At 73.7% G+C, this 16,153-nt stretch carries 15 protein-coding genes; 6 read left to right on the top strand and 9 right to left on the bottom strand.

Annotated elements, in window-relative coordinates; all coding sequences use genetic code 11:
* Positions 1-212: 212 nt before the first annotated feature.
* Positions 213-578: a DUF1844 domain-containing protein gene (locus ACZ6TD_RS11300; RefSeq protein ID WP_014056105.1), complete on the top strand. Its 366-nt coding sequence runs from the start codon at positions 213-215 to the stop codon at positions 576-578.
* A 135-nt stretch (positions 579-713) separates the two neighbouring features.
* On the opposite strand, the gene ACZ6TD_RS11305 is transcribed toward ACZ6TD_RS11300, so the two are convergent.
* On the bottom strand, positions 714-1,514 hold the full coding sequence (locus ACZ6TD_RS11305; protein WP_471353094.1) for an aquaporin: 801 nt from the start codon (positions 1,512-1,514) through the stop codon (positions 714-716).
* Positions 1,515-1,619: 105 nt separating this feature from the next.
* Positions 1,620-2,354, bottom strand: coding sequence for an SseB family protein (locus tag ACZ6TD_RS11310; RefSeq protein ID WP_471353096.1), 735 nt, complete (start codon positions 2,352-2,354; stop codon positions 1,620-1,622).
* A gap of 80 nt (positions 2,355-2,434) precedes the next feature.
* On the opposite strand from ACZ6TD_RS11310, the gene ACZ6TD_RS11315 reads away from it, so the two are divergent.
* Positions 2,435-3,229 carry a serine hydrolase gene (locus ACZ6TD_RS11315; protein WP_471353099.1) on the top strand — a complete coding sequence of 265 codons (795 nt, stop codon included), beginning with the start codon at positions 2,435-2,437 and terminating at the stop codon, positions 3,227-3,229.
* 470 nt (positions 3,230-3,699) lie between these two features.
* Here ACZ6TD_RS11315 and mycP read toward each other — a convergent pair whose 3' ends face one another.
* Complete coding sequence (gene mycP / locus ACZ6TD_RS11320; protein ID WP_471353100.1) at positions 3,700-4,917, bottom strand: type VII secretion-associated serine protease mycosin; 1,218 nt, start codon at positions 4,915-4,917, stop codon at positions 3,700-3,702.
* The gene (locus tag ACZ6TD_RS11325; RefSeq protein WP_471353102.1) at positions 4,914-6,008 is read right to left on the bottom strand and encodes a hypothetical protein; all 1,095 of its coding nucleotides are present in this window, start codon (positions 6,006-6,008) and stop codon (positions 4,914-4,916) included. Before ACZ6TD_RS11325 ends, mycP begins: the two co-directional genes overlap by 4 nt.
* Positions 6,009-6,221: 213 nt before the next feature.
* Here ACZ6TD_RS11325 and ACZ6TD_RS11330 point away from each other — a divergent pair, with 213 nt between their 5' ends.
* Positions 6,222-7,418: an alanine racemase gene (locus ACZ6TD_RS11330; RefSeq protein ID WP_471353103.1), complete on the top strand. Its 1,197-nt coding sequence runs from the start codon at positions 6,222-6,224 to the stop codon at positions 7,416-7,418.
* A gap of 43 nt (positions 7,419-7,461) precedes the next feature.
* On the opposite strand, the gene ACZ6TD_RS11335 is transcribed toward ACZ6TD_RS11330, so the two are convergent.
* From ACZ6TD_RS11335 to ACZ6TD_RS11350, 4 genes are all read right to left on the bottom strand, one after another.
* The gene (locus tag ACZ6TD_RS11335; RefSeq protein WP_471353105.1) at positions 7,462-8,427 is read right to left on the bottom strand and encodes a DUF2510 domain-containing protein; all 966 of its coding nucleotides are present in this window, start codon (positions 8,425-8,427) and stop codon (positions 7,462-7,464) included.
* Between the two features lie 69 nt (positions 8,428-8,496).
* On the bottom strand, positions 8,497-9,279 hold the full coding sequence (locus ACZ6TD_RS11340) for a 3-oxoacyl-ACP reductase (protein WP_137980265.1): 783 nt from the start codon (positions 9,277-9,279) through the stop codon (positions 8,497-8,499).
* Positions 9,276-10,682: an aldehyde dehydrogenase family protein gene (locus ACZ6TD_RS11345; RefSeq protein WP_471353107.1), complete on the bottom strand. Its 1,407-nt coding sequence runs from the start codon at positions 10,680-10,682 to the stop codon at positions 9,276-9,278. Before ACZ6TD_RS11345 ends, ACZ6TD_RS11340 begins: the two co-directional genes overlap by 4 nt.
* Positions 10,683-10,693: 11 nt before the next feature.
* A complete protein-coding gene (locus ACZ6TD_RS11350; RefSeq protein WP_470007364.1) occupies positions 10,694-12,061 on the bottom strand; it encodes a glutamine synthetase family protein in 1,368 nt (455 codons plus the stop codon).
* Positions 12,062-12,186: 125 nt separating this feature from the next.
* On the opposite strand from ACZ6TD_RS11350, the gene ACZ6TD_RS11355 reads away from it, so the two are divergent.
* From ACZ6TD_RS11355 to ACZ6TD_RS11365, 3 genes are all read left to right on the top strand, one after another.
* Positions 12,187-12,939: a FadR/GntR family transcriptional regulator gene (locus ACZ6TD_RS11355; RefSeq protein ID WP_020867215.1), complete on the top strand. Its 753-nt coding sequence runs from the start codon at positions 12,187-12,189 to the stop codon at positions 12,937-12,939.
* Positions 12,940-13,065: 126 nt separating this feature from the next.
* Entirely contained in the window at positions 13,066-14,562 is a 1,497-nt protein-coding gene (eat, locus tag ACZ6TD_RS11360) for an ethanolamine permease (protein WP_471353109.1), read from the top strand.
* Positions 14,563-14,661: 99 nt separating this feature from the next.
* Positions 14,662-15,354: a gamma-glutamyl-gamma-aminobutyrate hydrolase family protein gene (locus ACZ6TD_RS11365; RefSeq protein ID WP_471353111.1), complete on the top strand. Its 693-nt coding sequence runs from the start codon at positions 14,662-14,664 to the stop codon at positions 15,352-15,354.
* Between the two features lie 19 nt (positions 15,355-15,373).
* Here the strand turns inward: ACZ6TD_RS11365 and ACZ6TD_RS11370 are convergent, their stop codons facing one another.
* Positions 15,374-16,099, bottom strand: a complete 726-nt coding sequence (locus tag ACZ6TD_RS11370) for an alpha/beta fold hydrolase (RefSeq protein ID WP_471353113.1) — start codon at positions 16,097-16,099, stop codon at positions 15,374-15,376.
* Between the last annotated feature and the right edge of the window lie 54 nt (positions 16,100-16,153).

The raw sequence follows: 16,153 nt of genomic DNA on the forward strand, positions 1-16,153 counted from the left end.
ACAGGTGACCGGCCGGTCGTTTATCTACGATACCAGCACCCGCGCGGGATGCTCACCCGCCGCGTCCCCGGCGTCCGCCGTTCCCCGGTCCCTCGTTCTCTCATTTCTCCCGTCCCCGCCGTTCCCGTGAACTCACCCGCCCCGTGCGTACGGCGCCGGGCGGACGCCTAGGCTGGGGCACACCGTCCATCAGGAAGTGAGCCCCGACCACCATGAGCGACGCCAACGCCGGGCAGCCGCCGGCCCCCGACTTCGACCGGATGACCCGGGACATCGCGGATGTGCCCGCCGTCGAGGTGATCACCACGGTCGCGGTGCACCTGATGAGCGCCGCCGCGGTCAATCTGGGCCTGGCCGAGGAGGGCCCCCAGCACAAGGACCTGGACGAGGCGCGGAAGCTGATCAACGCCCTGGCGGGGCTGGTCACGGCCAGCGCCACGGAGATCAGCTCCTTCCACGCGGCTCCGCTGCGGGACGGTCTGAAGTCCCTCCAGCTCGCCTTCCGCGAGGCGTCGGTGGTGCCGGACGAGCCGGGGCAGGGGCCCGGCGAGAAGTTCACCGGCCCGGTCTTCGGCTGACCGGCTGCCGTCTTCGGCTGACCGGTTGCCCCCTTACGGTCGGGCCCCCGGCTGGCATCTCACGGTCGGGGCCCCCGGCATCTTACGGTCGGTGCCTCCGGCATCGACTCAGGCCGCCTCCGGGCCTCTCGTCGCTCAGGCCGCCTCCGGGCCCTTGGTCTCCGGGCCGCCCGCCTCGGGGCGGTGGCCGCCGCGCATGCGTCCCCACGGCCCGGTCGCCGGGGGCGGATGCGCCTCCTCCCGCTCGGCCCGGCCCGCCGGATGGAGATGGGTGAACCGGTGCACCCCGGCGGCGAGCACCCCGCCGACCAGCGGCGCCACGATGAACAGCCACAGTTGGCCCAGCGCGTCGCCACCCGCGAAGATCGCGGGGCCGAAGCTGCGCGCCGGATTGACCGAGGCCCAGGTCAGCGGGATGCCGATCAGATTGGCCGCGGCGAGGGCGAGGCCGACCGGGACCGGTTCGGCGCCGACCATCGGCACCGCGTGGGTCACCGTGAGGAAGACGAAGACCAGCAGGAAGGTCAGCAGCACCTCGGCGAGGAAGGCCCCGCCCGCGCCCATGCCCACCGGCGAGCGGCCGCCGTAGCCGTTGCTGCCGAAGGCGCCGGCCGTCTGGAGCCGGGGCACCTGGTTGGCGAGCAGGAAGAGTATCGCCGCGCCCACGATCGCGCCGACGAACTGCGCGACCCAGTACTGGACGGCCGTACGGATGTCGATGCGCCTGGCCAGCAGCACACCGAGGGTCACCGCCGGGTTGATGTGGCAGCCCGAGATGCGTCCGAACGCGAAGGCGATCGCGATCAGCGTGAACCCGAAGGCGAGCGAGATCCCGAGGGCGTTGATGTAGTCGCCCGCCAGGACCAGCGAACCGACTCCGAAGAGGACCAGCATCGCGGTCCCGATGAACTCCGCTACGACCGTTCTCGTCTCCATGGCGCTCTCCTCACGCAGATTCCGACCGCCAGTCGCCTAAGCATTGTGGGGGGAATCGGGAGGATTCGCCTGTTGGTCCGAATGGGGAGGGCCGGGCCCCGGCCCTCAGCGGCTGAAGAGCGGCTCGCCGGAAACCTGAGCGCCCGGCGGCAGCAGCGCCAGGGTCAGCCCGCGCACCAGCCGCGCCCGCAGCACCTCGTCGGCGGCCAGGGCGCCCGCCACCCGGTGCGCCGTCTCGCGCGCCGGCGCGTCCGGCGTCAGGGCGAGCCCGAGCATCCCGTCGGCGTCCGCCGCCGGGGCCAGATGGGCCCGGAGCACCCCGGGCTCGGCGGCCAGCACGGTGCGCACCGCCTCGGTCACGGCCGGGTCGGCGAGCGGATCGGCGCTGGTCCGCCCCTCGGCGAGCGCCAGCAGGGCGGGGCCGGTCAGCTGGTACGGCACCGGGCCCGCGAGGTCCAGGACCAGGGTGTCCGCCTTCTCATGGGCGGTGGCCTCCAGCGCCTGGCGCAGCGGTACGGCCACGGGCCGGGCGTCCGGGCGCCAGCGGGCCAGCGTCTCGAGCGAGGTGAACGCGGGCAGCGCGCGCCGGCCGTCGGGGGCCTGGAGCGTGGGCACCGCCATGTCGCTGGTCTTGTCGCGGCGCAGCCCATCGGGCCCCACTTCGGCCTCGCCGAGGATCGCCACCACGGGGACGAGGAGGCGGGCTTCGGTGAGCGCCGCGAGCACCTCCGGTTCGGCCGAGCGGTCATCGGCCCAGGCGGCGAGCGCCGCGGTCAGCCGGGGGTCGGCGGAGCCGTCGTCGCCGGAGAAGCCGGGGTCGGGAATGTTCTTGAGCGCCACGCCATGAGGGTATCGACAGCGAGGAGACCGAGATCCCCCGCACCCCCACCCTGCGGCGGGGGCGGCGCGAGGGAGACGACGTGGACCACGTGAACGACGGCGGCCCGGCCCCGTCCGCCCTGTCCGGTGCGGGCGGGCTGAAAGGGCTGAGCGACGTGCTCGCCGACGCCCTCGCGCCCGTGGCCGCGGGCTCCGCCGCGGACTTCTCGGTCGCCGTCCTGGAGCCCGGATCGGGAGCGAGCGGGGGCCATGGCGACGGCGCGTACGCCACGGCGAGCGTCGTCAAGGTCGGCATCCTCGCGGCGCTGCTGCTCGGGGCGCAGGACGAGGGGCGACGGCTGACCGCCCGGGAGCGCGCGTACGCGGGCGTGATGATCGAGCAGAGCGACAACGACGCGGCGACCGCGCTGTTGCGGACGATCGGCGGGGCGGCCGGGCTCGACGCGGCGCACCGGCGGCTCGGCCTGACCGCGACCCGTACCGGGGACGGCGGGCGCTGGGGACTGACCCTGACCACCGCCGCCGACCAGCTGACCCTGCTGCGCGCGATCTTCACGGACGGCTCGGTGTTGAGCGACCGGGCGCGGACGTATCTGCGAACGCTCATGGGGCGCGTCATCGACCGCCAGAGCTGGGGCGTCTCGGCCGCCGCCGACGGCGACGGCCCCGGATCGCGGCTGAAGAACGGCTGGATGCCCCGCGATACCACCGGGCTGTGGGTCGTCAACAGCGTCGGCGAGGTCACGGCGGCCGGGCGGGCCTTTCTGGTCGCGGTGCTGTCCGAGGGCAACGCGGACCTGAACAGCGGCGTGGAGCTGGTCGAAAGAGTGGCTCGGACGGCCGTGGCAACGGCCCGCGCATACGCGTCAGGGTAAGCGGCACGCACGCCGGAACGATCCCGAGCCGCCGCCCCGCCGGGATACGGCCCGGAGCCCCGCGCGCCCCGGCGTGATAGGGCCCGGAACCCCGCGGGCCCCGGCGGGCGGCCCGCACAGCGGCCGGCCCGAGCCGCCGCACGCCGCCGTGCCTCAACGCGCGCGGTCCCCGGGCAGCGCCCGCAACGCACCCGATCCGACGCCGGGGTGGCCGGGGCTCCGCTCGGCGCGAACGGTAGGTCGTGAGCGACGCCCACAGCGGGCCGCCTCCGCCGACCATCGCGGCGACGCGGCCCAGGCCAACGACCGACTCAGCGCGTCCCCACGAGCACCGCGCGCTGCGCACCCGAGCCGCGGCGCACCCCGAGCCGACGACCCGGCGGCCGGGTGCCACCCAGCGCGCACGGAACCCCGCCACCGACACGCCCCACAGTGCGTTCCGATCCGCCATCACCGCGCCCAAGGCGCCCTCAGCGGGTGCGGATTCCCGTCAGGAGTGTGCGCAGCCTCGGTGGCACCCGCAGGGGACCCGAGCCGCGCCATAGGGATACCGCGGCGACGACCAGGGCCGTGCCGGCGAGGCCGGCGAGGAGGGCCATCCGGTTGGGGCCGGAGCCGTCGTGGGCGCCCTGGGTGTGGCCAGGACCGTTGCCGAAGTAGCGGTTCGGGGAGGCGGCCACGGCGGGCCGCTGGGCCTCGGGCTTCAGCTTGTCGCCCGCGGTGATCGCCGCCGCCGGGTTCACCAGGCCCGCGCCGAGGTCGTCGCTGCGGCCGCCCTCGGGGACGTCCTGGGCGGTCCGGGTGAGGAGCCCGCGGATCTGGCGCGGGCTCAGGTCGGGGTGGGCGGCGCGGACGAGGGCGACGGAGCCGGAGACGAAGGCGGCGGCCGCGCTGGTGCCCCAGCCCTCGTAGTAGCGCTTGTCGGGGTCGGCGATGACCACGTCGACGCCGGGTGCGCAGACGGTGGCGTACCAGCGGCGGGTGGAGAAGGCGGCGCGGGAGCCGTAGCGGTCCACGGCGGTCACGGCGATCACCCCGGGGTAGGCGGCCGGGTAGGAGACCCGGTCGCCCTTCTCGCCGCCGTTGCCCGCGGAGGCGACCACGACCGCGCCCTTGCGCAGCGCGTACTGCACGGCGGCGTCCTCGGCGGCCTCGGGGTGGGCGGAGGCGCTGTCGTCGCCGAGCGAGAGGTTGATGACGTCGGCGCCGTGGTCGGCCGCCCAGCGGATCCCGGCGGCGAGCGCGCCGCCACGGGTCGAGCGGGCCTTCTTACGGGCGGGGTCGGAGTCCTCGAGGATCACCCGCACCGGCAGGATCCGCGCCTTGGGCGCGACGCCCAGCACGCCCTCGCCGCCGGAGGCGCCGTGGCCGTGCCCGGCGATGATCCCGGCCATGGCGGTGCCGTGGCGGGCCCAGGCGCGCTCGCCGCGCCGGGCGCCGAAGCCGATGAGGTCCTTCCCCGGCAGCACCTGGCCTTCGAGGTCGGGATGGCCGTCGTCGACGCCGGTGTCGAGGACGGCGACGGTGATCCCGGACCCCTTGGTGGTCTGCCATGCCTCGCGGACGTGGAGGGTGTCCAGCGCCCACTCCTGGGCCTGTATGCCGTCGGCGTATCCGGGCGCGGCGGACACCAGGGTCAGCCCGGCGGCGGCGAGGGCCACGGCGAGGCGCCGCCCGATCCCGGTCATGACGTGGTCTCCGTGAACGTGGCCAGGGCCCGGCGGAATCCGGCCTCGATCGCGTCGGCGATGCCCCGGGCGTCGTTGCCGAGGCCGGACTGCGCGGGGGCCGAGGTGGCACCGCGCTGGGTCGCCTCGCCCGCCGACTGCGGGTCGGTGACCTCACGGCCGTCGGCGAAGCCGGTGACGGTGTAGATGACGGCGGGGGCTTCGGTGAGGATCCGGATCCGCCAGCTGGCGCGCTGGTCGTCGCCGAAGCCGGCCGCGGCGGTGCCCTTGGCGGCGTATGTGCGGGGCATCAGATCGGTGCGCTCGTCCAGCTTCTCGGTGACGAAGCGCTGCCGCAGCGTCCGCATTCCGCCGGGGCCGGAGGTGGTGATCAGCACGCCGACGGTGGTGACGCTGGTGCTGGTGGCGTCGGTGTACGTGGCGCGCACCAGTCGTTTGCAGCCCACCGGGGCCAGCGCCTTGGCGAGCAGCGGATCGAATCCGCCGCCGCAGCTGCTGTCCGGGGCGACGGCTATCCGGGTCCAGACGCGGTCGGCGCCGCCGGGGCCCTCGCCCTTCCCGCGCAGGGTGCGCGGGAAGAGGTCGTCCACGGGGATGCTGTGCCAGGCGGAGCGGGCGTGGGCGTAGGTGTCGGCGGTGGACGGCGGGGCTCCGGGGTCGTCGCCCAGCCAGCTACCGGCCGCCGCCCCGCCGAGCAGCCCGAGGCCGAGGACGAGGCTCGCGGCGGCGGCCGCCGTACGGCTGGGCGGCCGGCGCCGGCCGCTCGGCCCGACGTCCGCGAAGAGCCCGCCGGTGCGCGGTGACACGCCGGTACCCGGCGATGCCCCGGTGCGCGGCGGCGCGGAGGGGCGCGGCGGTGTCGAGGGCTGCGGAGGTACCCCGGTGCCGGGCGCCCCGGCGGTGCCCCTGGAGAACGGGGCCTTCGCCCGTACGCCGAGGACGGGCGTCTCCGGATCCGGGGTGAACCCGGGCGCGTTGGCGGGGCGCGGCGGGGGCGCGGAAGGCCGTTCGGGCGCCGTGCGCGGGGGGTGTGCGGGGCGTGGTGGGGGCGTGCTGTGGGGTGAGTGCGCCTGTTCCGCGTCGGTGCTCACCTGCACCCCCTCGCACCCGTCGAGACCTGCTTCACCTGGCTCCGTCCGGTTCGCCGCGCCACCACACCGCCTTTCGGACAGGCGGGCCCGTATACGGACAACACGCCGCTGACCTGCCGGTCGTGGCGTCCGCGACACTCTACGGCCAGCCGGGGGCCCTGCGCACCGGCCGCCCTCTACCCAGTGGTAATAGCGGTCTGGCAAGCTGCGTCCATGTCCGCTGCCGCCGCTGACCGGGCCCGGTACGACCGGGCCACCGCCCATCTCGAAGCGCCCGTGGCGATTGTCGACCTGGGAGCCTTCGACGACAACGCCCGGGATCTGGTCCGCCGGGCGGGAGGCAAACCCATCCGCGTGGCCAGCAAATCGGTGCGCTGCCGCGCGCTGTTGGAGCGGGCGCTGGCGCACGACGGCTTCGCGGGGATCATGAGCTTCACGCTCCCGGAGTCGCTGTGGCTGGCGCGCGAGGGGTTCGACGACGTGCTGCTCGCCTACCCCTCCGCCGACCGGGACGGCTTCGCCACTCTGACCGGCGACCCCAAGCTGGCCGAGGCCGTGACCGTCATGGTGGACGACCTCTCCCAGCTCGATCTGATCGACAGCGTTCGCGCCGGGACCGAAGAGGTCCGGGTCTGCCTGGAATTGGACACCTCGCTGCGGATGCTCGGCGGGCGGGTGCGGGTCGGGGCGCTGCGCTCACCGCTGCGCGAACCGGAGCAACTGGCCGCCCTGGCGCGGGCGATCGCCGACCGCCCCGGCTTCCGGCTGGTCGGGCTGATGGCGTACGAGGGGCATGTCGCGGGCGTGGGCGACGCGGTGCCCGGGAGTCCGCTGCGCTCGCGCGCCATCCGGCTGATGCAGTCCGTGGCGCGCCGGGAGCTCGCGGCGCGCCGGGCCGCGGCCGTACGGGCGGTGCGGGCCGTGGCGGACCTGGAGTTCGTCAACGGCGGCGGTACGGGCAGTGTGCAGCACACCGCCGCGGAGGACGCGGTGACCGAGATCGCCGCCGGGTCCGGGCTCTACCAGCCGCGCCTGTTCGACCACTACACCTCGTTCCGCGGCCGTCCGGCGGCCCTGTTCGCCCAGCCGGTGGTGCGCCGCCCCGGGGTGGGCGTGGTGACGGTGCTCGGCGGCGGCTATCCGGCGTCGGGGGCGGCGGGCCGGGACCGGCTGCCGGTGCCGTATCTGCCGGAGGGGCTCGCGTACGACTCGATGGAGGGGCCGGGCGAGGTGCAGACCCCGCTGCTGGGCGCGGCCGCCGACGATCTGCTGATCGGGGACAAGGTGTGGTTCCGGCACGCCAAGGCCGGTGAGCTGTGCGAGCGGTTCGACACTCTGCGGCTGATCGAGGGGGACCGGGTGGTGGCCGAGGCGCCGACGTACCGGGGCGAGGGCAGGACGTTTCTCTGACCGACATCTTTCGAGCAACGACCGAAATGCGACGGCGACGCGTCTAGACGGACCGGCCGTCGCCCGCCAGCGCCTCGATGCCCTTGACGATCTTGTCCATGTCGCTGAGCGGCGGCGCCTTGTCGCTCTCGTCGAACCCGAAGCGCACCACGACCATCGTGTCCGGCATGGTGGGCGAGGGGAACGCCACCGACTGGACGATGCCGTCGTCGCCCTTCTTCGTCACCACCTTCCAGCGGACCAGATAGCCCTCCTTGCCCGCGACCTCGACCGCCGACGCCTTGAGCTGCTTGTGGGAGGTGATCCCGCCGTACGCCTTGCGGTCGGTGTCCTCGTCGGTGCCGTAGGACTCCTCGGCGTTCTGCGCGATGTCCTCCTTGGCTATGCCCTTGGCGGAGGTGGCCTTGTAGCCCTCGGCGGTCCGGGAGAAGGCGCCGCCGCGCACACAGTCGGTGGACGGGTCGCCCGGGCAGGGGTAGCGGGAGGTGGTGACGCCCGCGCCGCCGGAGCTGCTGCGCCCCGCCTGCCAGCCGGAGAGCACCGGCAGGCTGATGCCGTTGCCGGGGTCCGGGGCGGTGTCCGGGTCGTAGCTGGGCGGTGCGCTGGGGCTCTCGGTGGGCCCCTCCGAGGGGTTGTCCGGGGTGGGCAGGTCCGGGGCCGGGTCGCCGCCGTCGTCCGGCGCGGAGGTGCTGGGGGCGGGCCCGGTCTGGGCGTTCCCACCGCCGTCGCCGCCGTCGCCCAGCAGCACGATGCCACCGACGATCGCGGCGACGACGACGCCGACGGCGACGGAGAGCGCCGCGATCCTCGGCCCGCGGCCCCGGCTGTGGCCGTGGCCCCCCTGCCGCCCCGGCAGGTAGGGGGGCGGCGGCGGGCCGAAGGCCGGGTCCGCGGCGCCCGAGGCATCACGGGTGTACTCGGTCCAGGCCGAGCCGTCCCACCACCGTTCCATGGCGGGGCCGTTACCTGCGTAGCCGGGATCGGGGTACCAGCCGGGAGGCGTGTTCATGGTCACACGGTCAGCCTATGGCCAGGGGTGGGGTCCGTACACCGCGGATGGCAGGACTACGCACCCGGACTACAACGGCGTGACATATGCCCCGGCGATCCCGCCGTCCACGAGGAACTCGGCGGCGTTGACAAAGGACGCGTCATCGCTGGCCAGGAAGGCCACGGCGGAGGCGATCTCCTCCGGCTCGGCGAACCGGCCCACCGGTACGTGCACCAGCCGCCGCTGGGCCCGCTCCGGGTCCTTGGCGAACAGCTCCTTCAGCAGCGGGGTGTTGACCGGCCCCGGGCACAGCGCGTTGACCCGGATGCCCTCGCGGGCGAACTGCACGCCCAGTTCGCGGGACATGGCCAGCACCCCGCCCTTGGAGGCGGTGTAGCTGATCTGGGAGGTGGCGGCGCCCATCACGGCCACGAAGGAGGCGGTGTTGATGATGGAGCCCCGGCCCTGCCGCCGCATGTACGGCAGCGCGGCCTTGCAGCACAGATAGACGGAGGTGAGGTTGACCTCCTGGACCCGCTTCCAGGCGTCGAGCCCGGTGGTGAGGATCGAGTCGTCGTCGGGCGGGGAGATCCCGGCGTTGTTGAAGGCGATGTCCACCGAACCGTAGGTGTCGAAGGCGGTCTTGAAGAGCGCCTCGACCTGCTCGGGGTCGACCACGTCCACCCGCACGAACAGCCCGCCGACCTCGTCGGCGGCGGCCTTGCCCGCGCTCTCGTCGATATCGGCGCAGACGACCTGCGCGCCCTCGGAGGCCAGGCGGCGCGCGGTGGCCAGGCCAATGCCGCTGCCCGCTCCGGTGATGACGGCGGTACGGCCCACCAGACGGCGGCACACGGGGGTCTCGGTCACGTCAGTCGCTCCTCGGTGCTGATGAAGACGTTCTTGGTCTCGGTGAAGGCGGCAAGGGCGTCGGGGCCCAGCTCCCGGCCCAGGCCGGACTGCTTGTAGCCGCCGAAGGGGGTGGCGTACCGCACGCTGCTGTGCGAGTTGACGGACAGGTTCCCGGCGGCGACGGCGCGCGAGACCCGGACCGCGCGGCCCACGTCCCGGGTCCAGATCGAGCCGGACAGGCCGTAGTCGGTGGCGTTGGCCAGCGTCACGGCGTCGGCCTCGTCCTCGAAGGGGAGGACGACGGCGACGGGGCCGAAGATCTCCTCCACGGCGGCGCGGTCCCCGGGGCCGGTGGCCTCCAGCACGGTGGCCGGGTACCAGAACCCCTTGCCCTTCGGGGCCTCGCCGCGGATGGCGGCGGGCGCGTCCTCGGGTACGTAGGACCGTACGCGCTCCCGCTGGGCGGCCGAGATCAGCGGGCCCATGGCGGTGGCGGGGTCGGCCGGGTCGCCGACCGCGAAGCCCTTCACGGCGGGTTCCAGCAGCTCCATGAAACGGTCGTAGACGGATGCCTGGACCAGGATGCGGCTGCGGGCGCAGCAGTCCTGGCCGGTGTTGTCGAGGAAGGAGCCGGGCGCGGAGGCCGCGGCGCGCTCGAGGTCGGCGTCGGCGAAGACGATGTTGGGGCTCTTGCCGCCGAGTTCGAGGGTCACCCGCTTCACGCCCGCGGCGCATTTGGCCATGATCTCCTTGCCGACCGCCGTGGAGCCGGTGAAGACGACCTTGGCGACGCCGGGGTGCTCGACCAGCGCGGCGCCCGCGACCGGACCGGCCCCGGGCAGCACCTGGAAGAGCCCCTCGGGCAGGCCCGCCTCCAGGGCGAGTTCGGCCAGCCGGAGCGCGGTGAGCGGGGTGGTCTCGGCCGGTTTGAGGACCACGGCGTTCCCGGCGGCCAGGGCGGGGGCGGTGCCCCAGGCGGCGATCGGCATGGGGAAGTTCCACGGCGCGATGACCGCGACCACGCCGAGCGGCTCATGGAAGGTGACGTTCAGACCGTCGGCCACCGGGATCTGGGCACCGCTCAGCCGCTCCGCTCCCCCGGCCGCGTAGTCCAGCAGATCGCGCACATTGCCCGCCTCCCAGCGGGCGTTGCCGATCGGATGGCCCGCCTCGCGGACCTCGAGGGCGGCCAGCTCCTCGATGTGCCCGTCCACGGCGGCGGCGAAGCGGCGCAGCAGCCGGGCGCGGTCGGCGGGCGCGAGCGCGGCCCAGCCGCGCTGCGCCTCGGTGGCGCGGGCGACGGCGGCGGCCACCTCGTCCGGGGTGGCGGCGGGGACGGTGGCGATGACCTCCTCGGTGGCCGGGTTGAGAATCCGGTGCTCGTGGGGGTGGTGGTCGGGGTGCGGGTGCTCGTTGCTCACCTGGTGGTTCCTCACATGCGCTCGAAGGACCGGAAGCGCTCCCAGTCCGTGACGGCGGTGTCATAGGCGTCCTGCTCGACGCGTGCCATGTTGAGGTAGTGCTCGACCACCTCGTCGCCGAAGGCGGCCCGCGCTATGGGGCTGTTCCGCCACAGCTCGGCGGCGTCGCGCAGCGAGGTCGGGACGTGTTCGGCGTCGCCGGTGTAGGCGTTGCCGGTACAGACCTCGGGGAGCTCCAGCTCCTGCTCCACGCCGTGGAGCCCGGCGGCCACCATCCCGGCCACGGCCAGGTACGGGTTGACGTCGCCGCCGGGGAGCCGGTTCTCCAGCCGGTGGGAGGGGCCGTGGCCGATGACGCGCAGCGCGCAGGTGCGGTTGTCCGGGCCCCAGGCGACGGCGGTGGGCGCGAAGGAGCCGGGGCGGAACCGCTTGTAGGAGTTGATGTTCGGGGCGTAGAGCAGGGTGAAGTCGCGCATCGCCGCGATCTGTCCGGCGAGGAAGTGGCGCATGGTCTTCGACATGCCGTACGGGCCGTCGTCGTCGGCGAGCACGGGGTGCCCGGCCTCGTCGCGCAGCGAGAGGTGGATATGACAGGAGTTGCCCTCGCGCTCGTCGTACTTGGCCATGAAGGTGAGCGCCATGCCCTCCTGGGCGGCGATCTCCTTGGCGCCGGTCTTGTAGACGGCGTGCTGGTCGCAGGTGGTCAGGGCGTCGGCGTAGCGGAAGGCGATCTCGTGCTGGCCGAGGTTGCACTCCCCCTTGGCCGACTCGACGGTCATCCCGGCGGCGCCCATCTCGTTGCGGATGCGGCGCAGCAGGGGCTCGACGCGGCCGGTGCCGAGGACGGAGTAGTCGACGTTGTACTGGTTGGCGGGGGTCAGCCCGCGGTAGCCGGTGTTCCACGCCTGCTCGTAGCTGTCCCTGAAGACCATGAACTCCAGCTCGGTGCCGGTGTACGCGGTCCAGCCGCGCTCGGCGAGCCGGTCGAGCTGACGGCGCAGGATCTGGCGCGGGGAGGCGACCACCGGGCTGCCGTCGTGCCAGGCGAGGTCGGCGGTGAGGAGGGCGGTGCCGGGGTTCCAGGGGGTGCGGCGCAGGGTGGCGGTGTCGCCGTGCATGGCGAAGTCGCCGTAGCCGCGCTCCCAGGAGGACATGGCGTAGCCGTCGACGGTGTTCATCTCGGTGTCGACGGCGAGGAGGTAGTTGCAGCCCTCGGTGCCGTGCTCCAGGACGTCGTCGAGGAAGAAGCGGGCGGCGAACCGCTTGCCCTGGAGCCTTCCCTGCATATCGGTGAAGGCCAGGACGACGGTGTCGATCTCCCCGGCGGCGACCAGTCTGGTCAGCTCGTCGACCGAGAGCGGGGGCGTGCGGTCTGCCACGGTGGGGCCTCCTGCGTCGGAGAATTCTGGGGGGGGAGGGCGGGTGCGGAGAGGGGTCGGGGGCGCGGGGTGGCCTTAAGGTAATACTGCAGACCATTGGTTGGGAAGTAGGTGCGGACGGTTCGATGAGCGAGAGCGGGAGTGGGCGCGGGAGCGCGGCGGACGACCGGCTGGCGCCGGTGCTGCGCCCGGTGCGCGCGGGGAACGGCTTCGAGGAGGCGCTGGAGCAGATACTCCAGGTGCTGCGGCTGGGACTGGTCCCCGACGGCGGCCGGCTCCCGGCCGAGCGGGAGCTGGCCGACCGGCTGCGGATCAGCCGGGTGACCCTGCGCGAGGTGCTGAAGGTGCTGCAGGACCAGGGACTGGTGGAGAGCCGCCGCGGCCGCTACGGCGGCACCTTCGTCCGGGCCAGGCCCGAGCCCGCCGAGGGCGGCGGCGAGGACGAGCTGCGGCGGAGGGTCGAGGCGGTCGACGTCGAGGACACCCTGAGGTTCCGCGAGGTCCTGGAGGTGGGCGCGGCGGGGCTGTGTGCCGCGCACGGGCTGGACGCGGGGCAGGCGCGGCGGCTGCGGGCGGCCCTGGACGCGACGCGGGACGCCCCGCTGGCCGACTACCGCCGCCTGGACACGATGCTCCACCTCACGCTCGCGGAGCTGGCGGGCTCACCGTCGCTGGCCGCCCAGTACGCGGCCGTCCGCGCGACCGTCAACGACCTGCTGGACTGCATTCCGCTGCTGGTGAAGAACCTCGAGCACTCCCAGGCCCAGCACGGGGCGCTGGTCGAGGCGGTGCTGGACGGGGACGCGGACGGGGCGCGCGAGGTGATGCGGGAGCACTGCGAGGGCACGGCGGCGCTGCTGCGCGGCTTCCTGGTCTGAGCGGCCGGCCCACGGGGTCATTAACCACGGTTTTACGCAGAGGTCTTGCGCATCGCCGACCGGAGGGCAAAGGTATGGCCCCACACCTTTGCCATCGCCCCCTCGTGTGGAGCAGGAGTGTCCCCCATGGCCGACGGTACCGAGTCCGCCCGCACCGAATCCGCCCGCACCTCCGTCGGCGGCGCCCCGCCGGGCGGCGGCCCGGCGCCCTCCCCCGAGGACGCGTACCTGGAGCGCCGCACCCTGCGGCGCGGCAGCGCGGGCCCCCTGCTGCTGACCGGCCTCGGCGTCGCCTATGTGGTCTCCGGCGACTTCTCGGGCTGGAACTTCGGCCTGGCGGAGGGCGGCTTCGGCGGTCTCGCCATCGCCGCCCTGCTGATGGGCCTGATGTACGCCTGCATGGTGTTCGCCCTGGCGGAGCTGGCCGCGATCCTCCCCACCGCGGGCGGCGGCTACGGTTTCGCCCGGCGCGCCCTCGGCCCCTGGGGCGGCTTCCTCACCGGCACGGCGATCCTCATCGAGTACGTCCTGGCGCCCGCCGCCATCTCCATCTTCATCGGCGACTACGTCGAGTCGCTCGGGCTCTTCGGCCTGGAGTCCGGCTGGCCGGTCTATCTGGCGTGTTTCGTCATCTTCATCGGCATCCATCTGTGGGGCGTGGGCGAGGCCCTGCGGTTCAGCCTGGTCGTGACCGCCATCGCCGTCGCCGCGCTGCTGATCTTCGCGGTGGGCGCCCTCGCCGACTTCGACGCGGGCTCGCTCAACGACATCCCGGCGGACCACTCCTCCTTCGGGGCGAGCTCCTGGCTGCCGTTCGGGCTGCTCGGCATCTGGTCGGCGTTCCCCTTCGGCATGTGGTTCTTCCTGGGGGTGGAGGGGGTGCCGCTGGCGGCCGAGGAGACCCGGGACCCGGCCCGTACGCTGCCGAAGGCCATGGCCTGGTCCATGGGCATCCTCCTGCTCCTCGCCCTGCTCACCTTCCTCGCGGCGACGGGGGCGCGCGGCCCGAGCGCCGTGCAGGACGCGGGCAACCCGCTGGTCGAGGCGCTGCAGCCGGACGGCAAGGCCACGGTGCTGTCCCGCGTCGTCAACTACGCGGGCCTCGCCGGGCTCGTGGCCTCCTTCTTCTCGCTGATCTTCGCCGGTTCGCGCCAGTTGTTCGCGCTCTCCCGGGCCGGCTATCTGCCCCGCTTCCTCTCGCTGACCAGCAGGCGCAAGGCCCCCTTCCTGGGCCTGCTGGTCCCGGGCGCCATCGGCTTCGCCCTCGCGGCGTGGACCGGCGACGGCGCCCGGATGCTCAACACCGCGGTCTTCGGCGCCACCATCTCGTACGCCCTGATGTCGCTCTCCCACATCGTCCTGCGCCGCCGCGAACCGGGCCTGGAGCGTCCTTACCGCACCCCCGGCGGCACGGTGACGTCGTCCCTCGCCTTCGTCCTGGCCTGCTCCGCGCTGGTGGCCACCTTCCTGGTGGACAAGGACGCCGCCTTCATCGCGCTCGGCGTCTACGCGGTGGCGCTGGCCTACTTCGCCTTCTACAGCCGCCACCGCCTGGTCGCGGCCGCGCCGGAGGAGGAGTTCGCGGCGCTGGCGGAGGCCGAGGCGGAACTGTCCCGCGACTGAGACCATTCCCACGGCGGAGAACCGTCCCGCGACGGAGAACGGCCCCGCGACCGAGAACCGTCCCGCGACCGAGCAGATCCACGAAGATCGGAGTCCCCGGTGTCCAAGCCCCTGATCGGCGTCAGCACCTATCTCGAACCCTCGGCGAGCTGGGGCGTGTGGAACCTCCCCGCCGCGCTGCTGCCCTCGGGCTACCACCTGCTCGTCCAGCGCGCGGGCGGCCTGGCCGCGATGCTGCCGCCGGACGAGGACCCGGCCGCCGCCGCGTGCGTCGTCGCCCGCCTCGACGGGCTCGTCATCTCCGGCGGCCCGGATGTGGAACCGGTGCGGTACGGGGCCGAGGTGGAGCCGCGCACCGGGCCGCCCGCGCGGGAGCGGGACGCCTGGGAGCTGGCGCTGATCGACGCGGCCCTGGCCTCGGGCACTCCCCTGCTGGGCATCTGCCGCGGCCACCAGCTCCTGAACGTCTCCCTCGGCGGCACCCTGGTCCAGCACCTGGACGGCCACGCGGGCGCGCCCGGCGTCTTCGACCACCACGAGGTGAAGCCGGTCCCGGGCACGCTCCTCGCCGGGATCCTCCCGGAGCCGGTGTCCGTCCCCACCTTCCACCACCAGTCCGTGGCCCACCTGGGCAAGGGCCTGACCCCCTCGGCCCACGCCACGGACGACGGAACGGTGGAGGCGGTGGAGCTGCCGCACGCGGAGGCGTTCGTACTGGGCGTGCAGTGGCATCCGGAGGCGGGCGACGACGTACGCGTCATGCGCGCCCTGGTGGAGGCGGCTTCGGGCTGAGAAGCCGAGAGGGACCGGCTCAGCCGAGCTTGAGCAGCAGTTCGGTGAGTTCGGCGGGCATGGTGATCATGCAGTCGTGACCGGTCTCCAACTCCCACACCTGTGACGGGCTGCCGTTGGGCTGGACAGCGGGGACGGGTCGCCGGGTGATGCCTTCCGGCACATTGGCGACGCAGTGGATGTGGGTCCGCGGGATCGCGTTCACGGCCGGGTTGTCCAGCCGGACCGGCTGCTGGAGGCAGCGCACCGGCTGATCCGACAGCATCGACCGCAGCCACTCCACATCCGCCGGTTCGGTGACCCCGAACAGACCCGAGGACGGCTCCATCCCGGCCATGGGTGGTATCCGCCAGCCGCTCTCGGACGTCAGGGCCTGGTCGATCATGGCCTGGGTGAAGGGCATGACATCGACCGCGCTCTCGCCGTCCTCCGGGACCATGGCGTCGAGATAGACCAGCTGCGCGATCCGCTCCGGGACCCGGTTGGCGGCGGACGAGATGACCAGCCCGGCGTAGCTGTGCCCGACGAGCACGACATCGGTGAGGTCTTCCTCGGCGATCAGCCCGACGATGTCGTCGACATGCGTATCCAGCCCCACCTCCGGGCCCGCCAGGTGCACCGTGTCGCCGTAGCCGGTCAGCGTCGGCGCCAGCACCCGATGCCCGGCCGCCGCCAGCCGCGGGACCACCCGCTCCCAGCACTGCCCACTGTGCCAGGCACCGTGCACCAGCAGATATGTCGACATGGCTCTGCTCTCCATCCACGCGCAAACAAACGGGACACTGTCCCGATTGAAGAT

The organism is Streptomyces yongxingensis, from assembly GCF_055597465.1.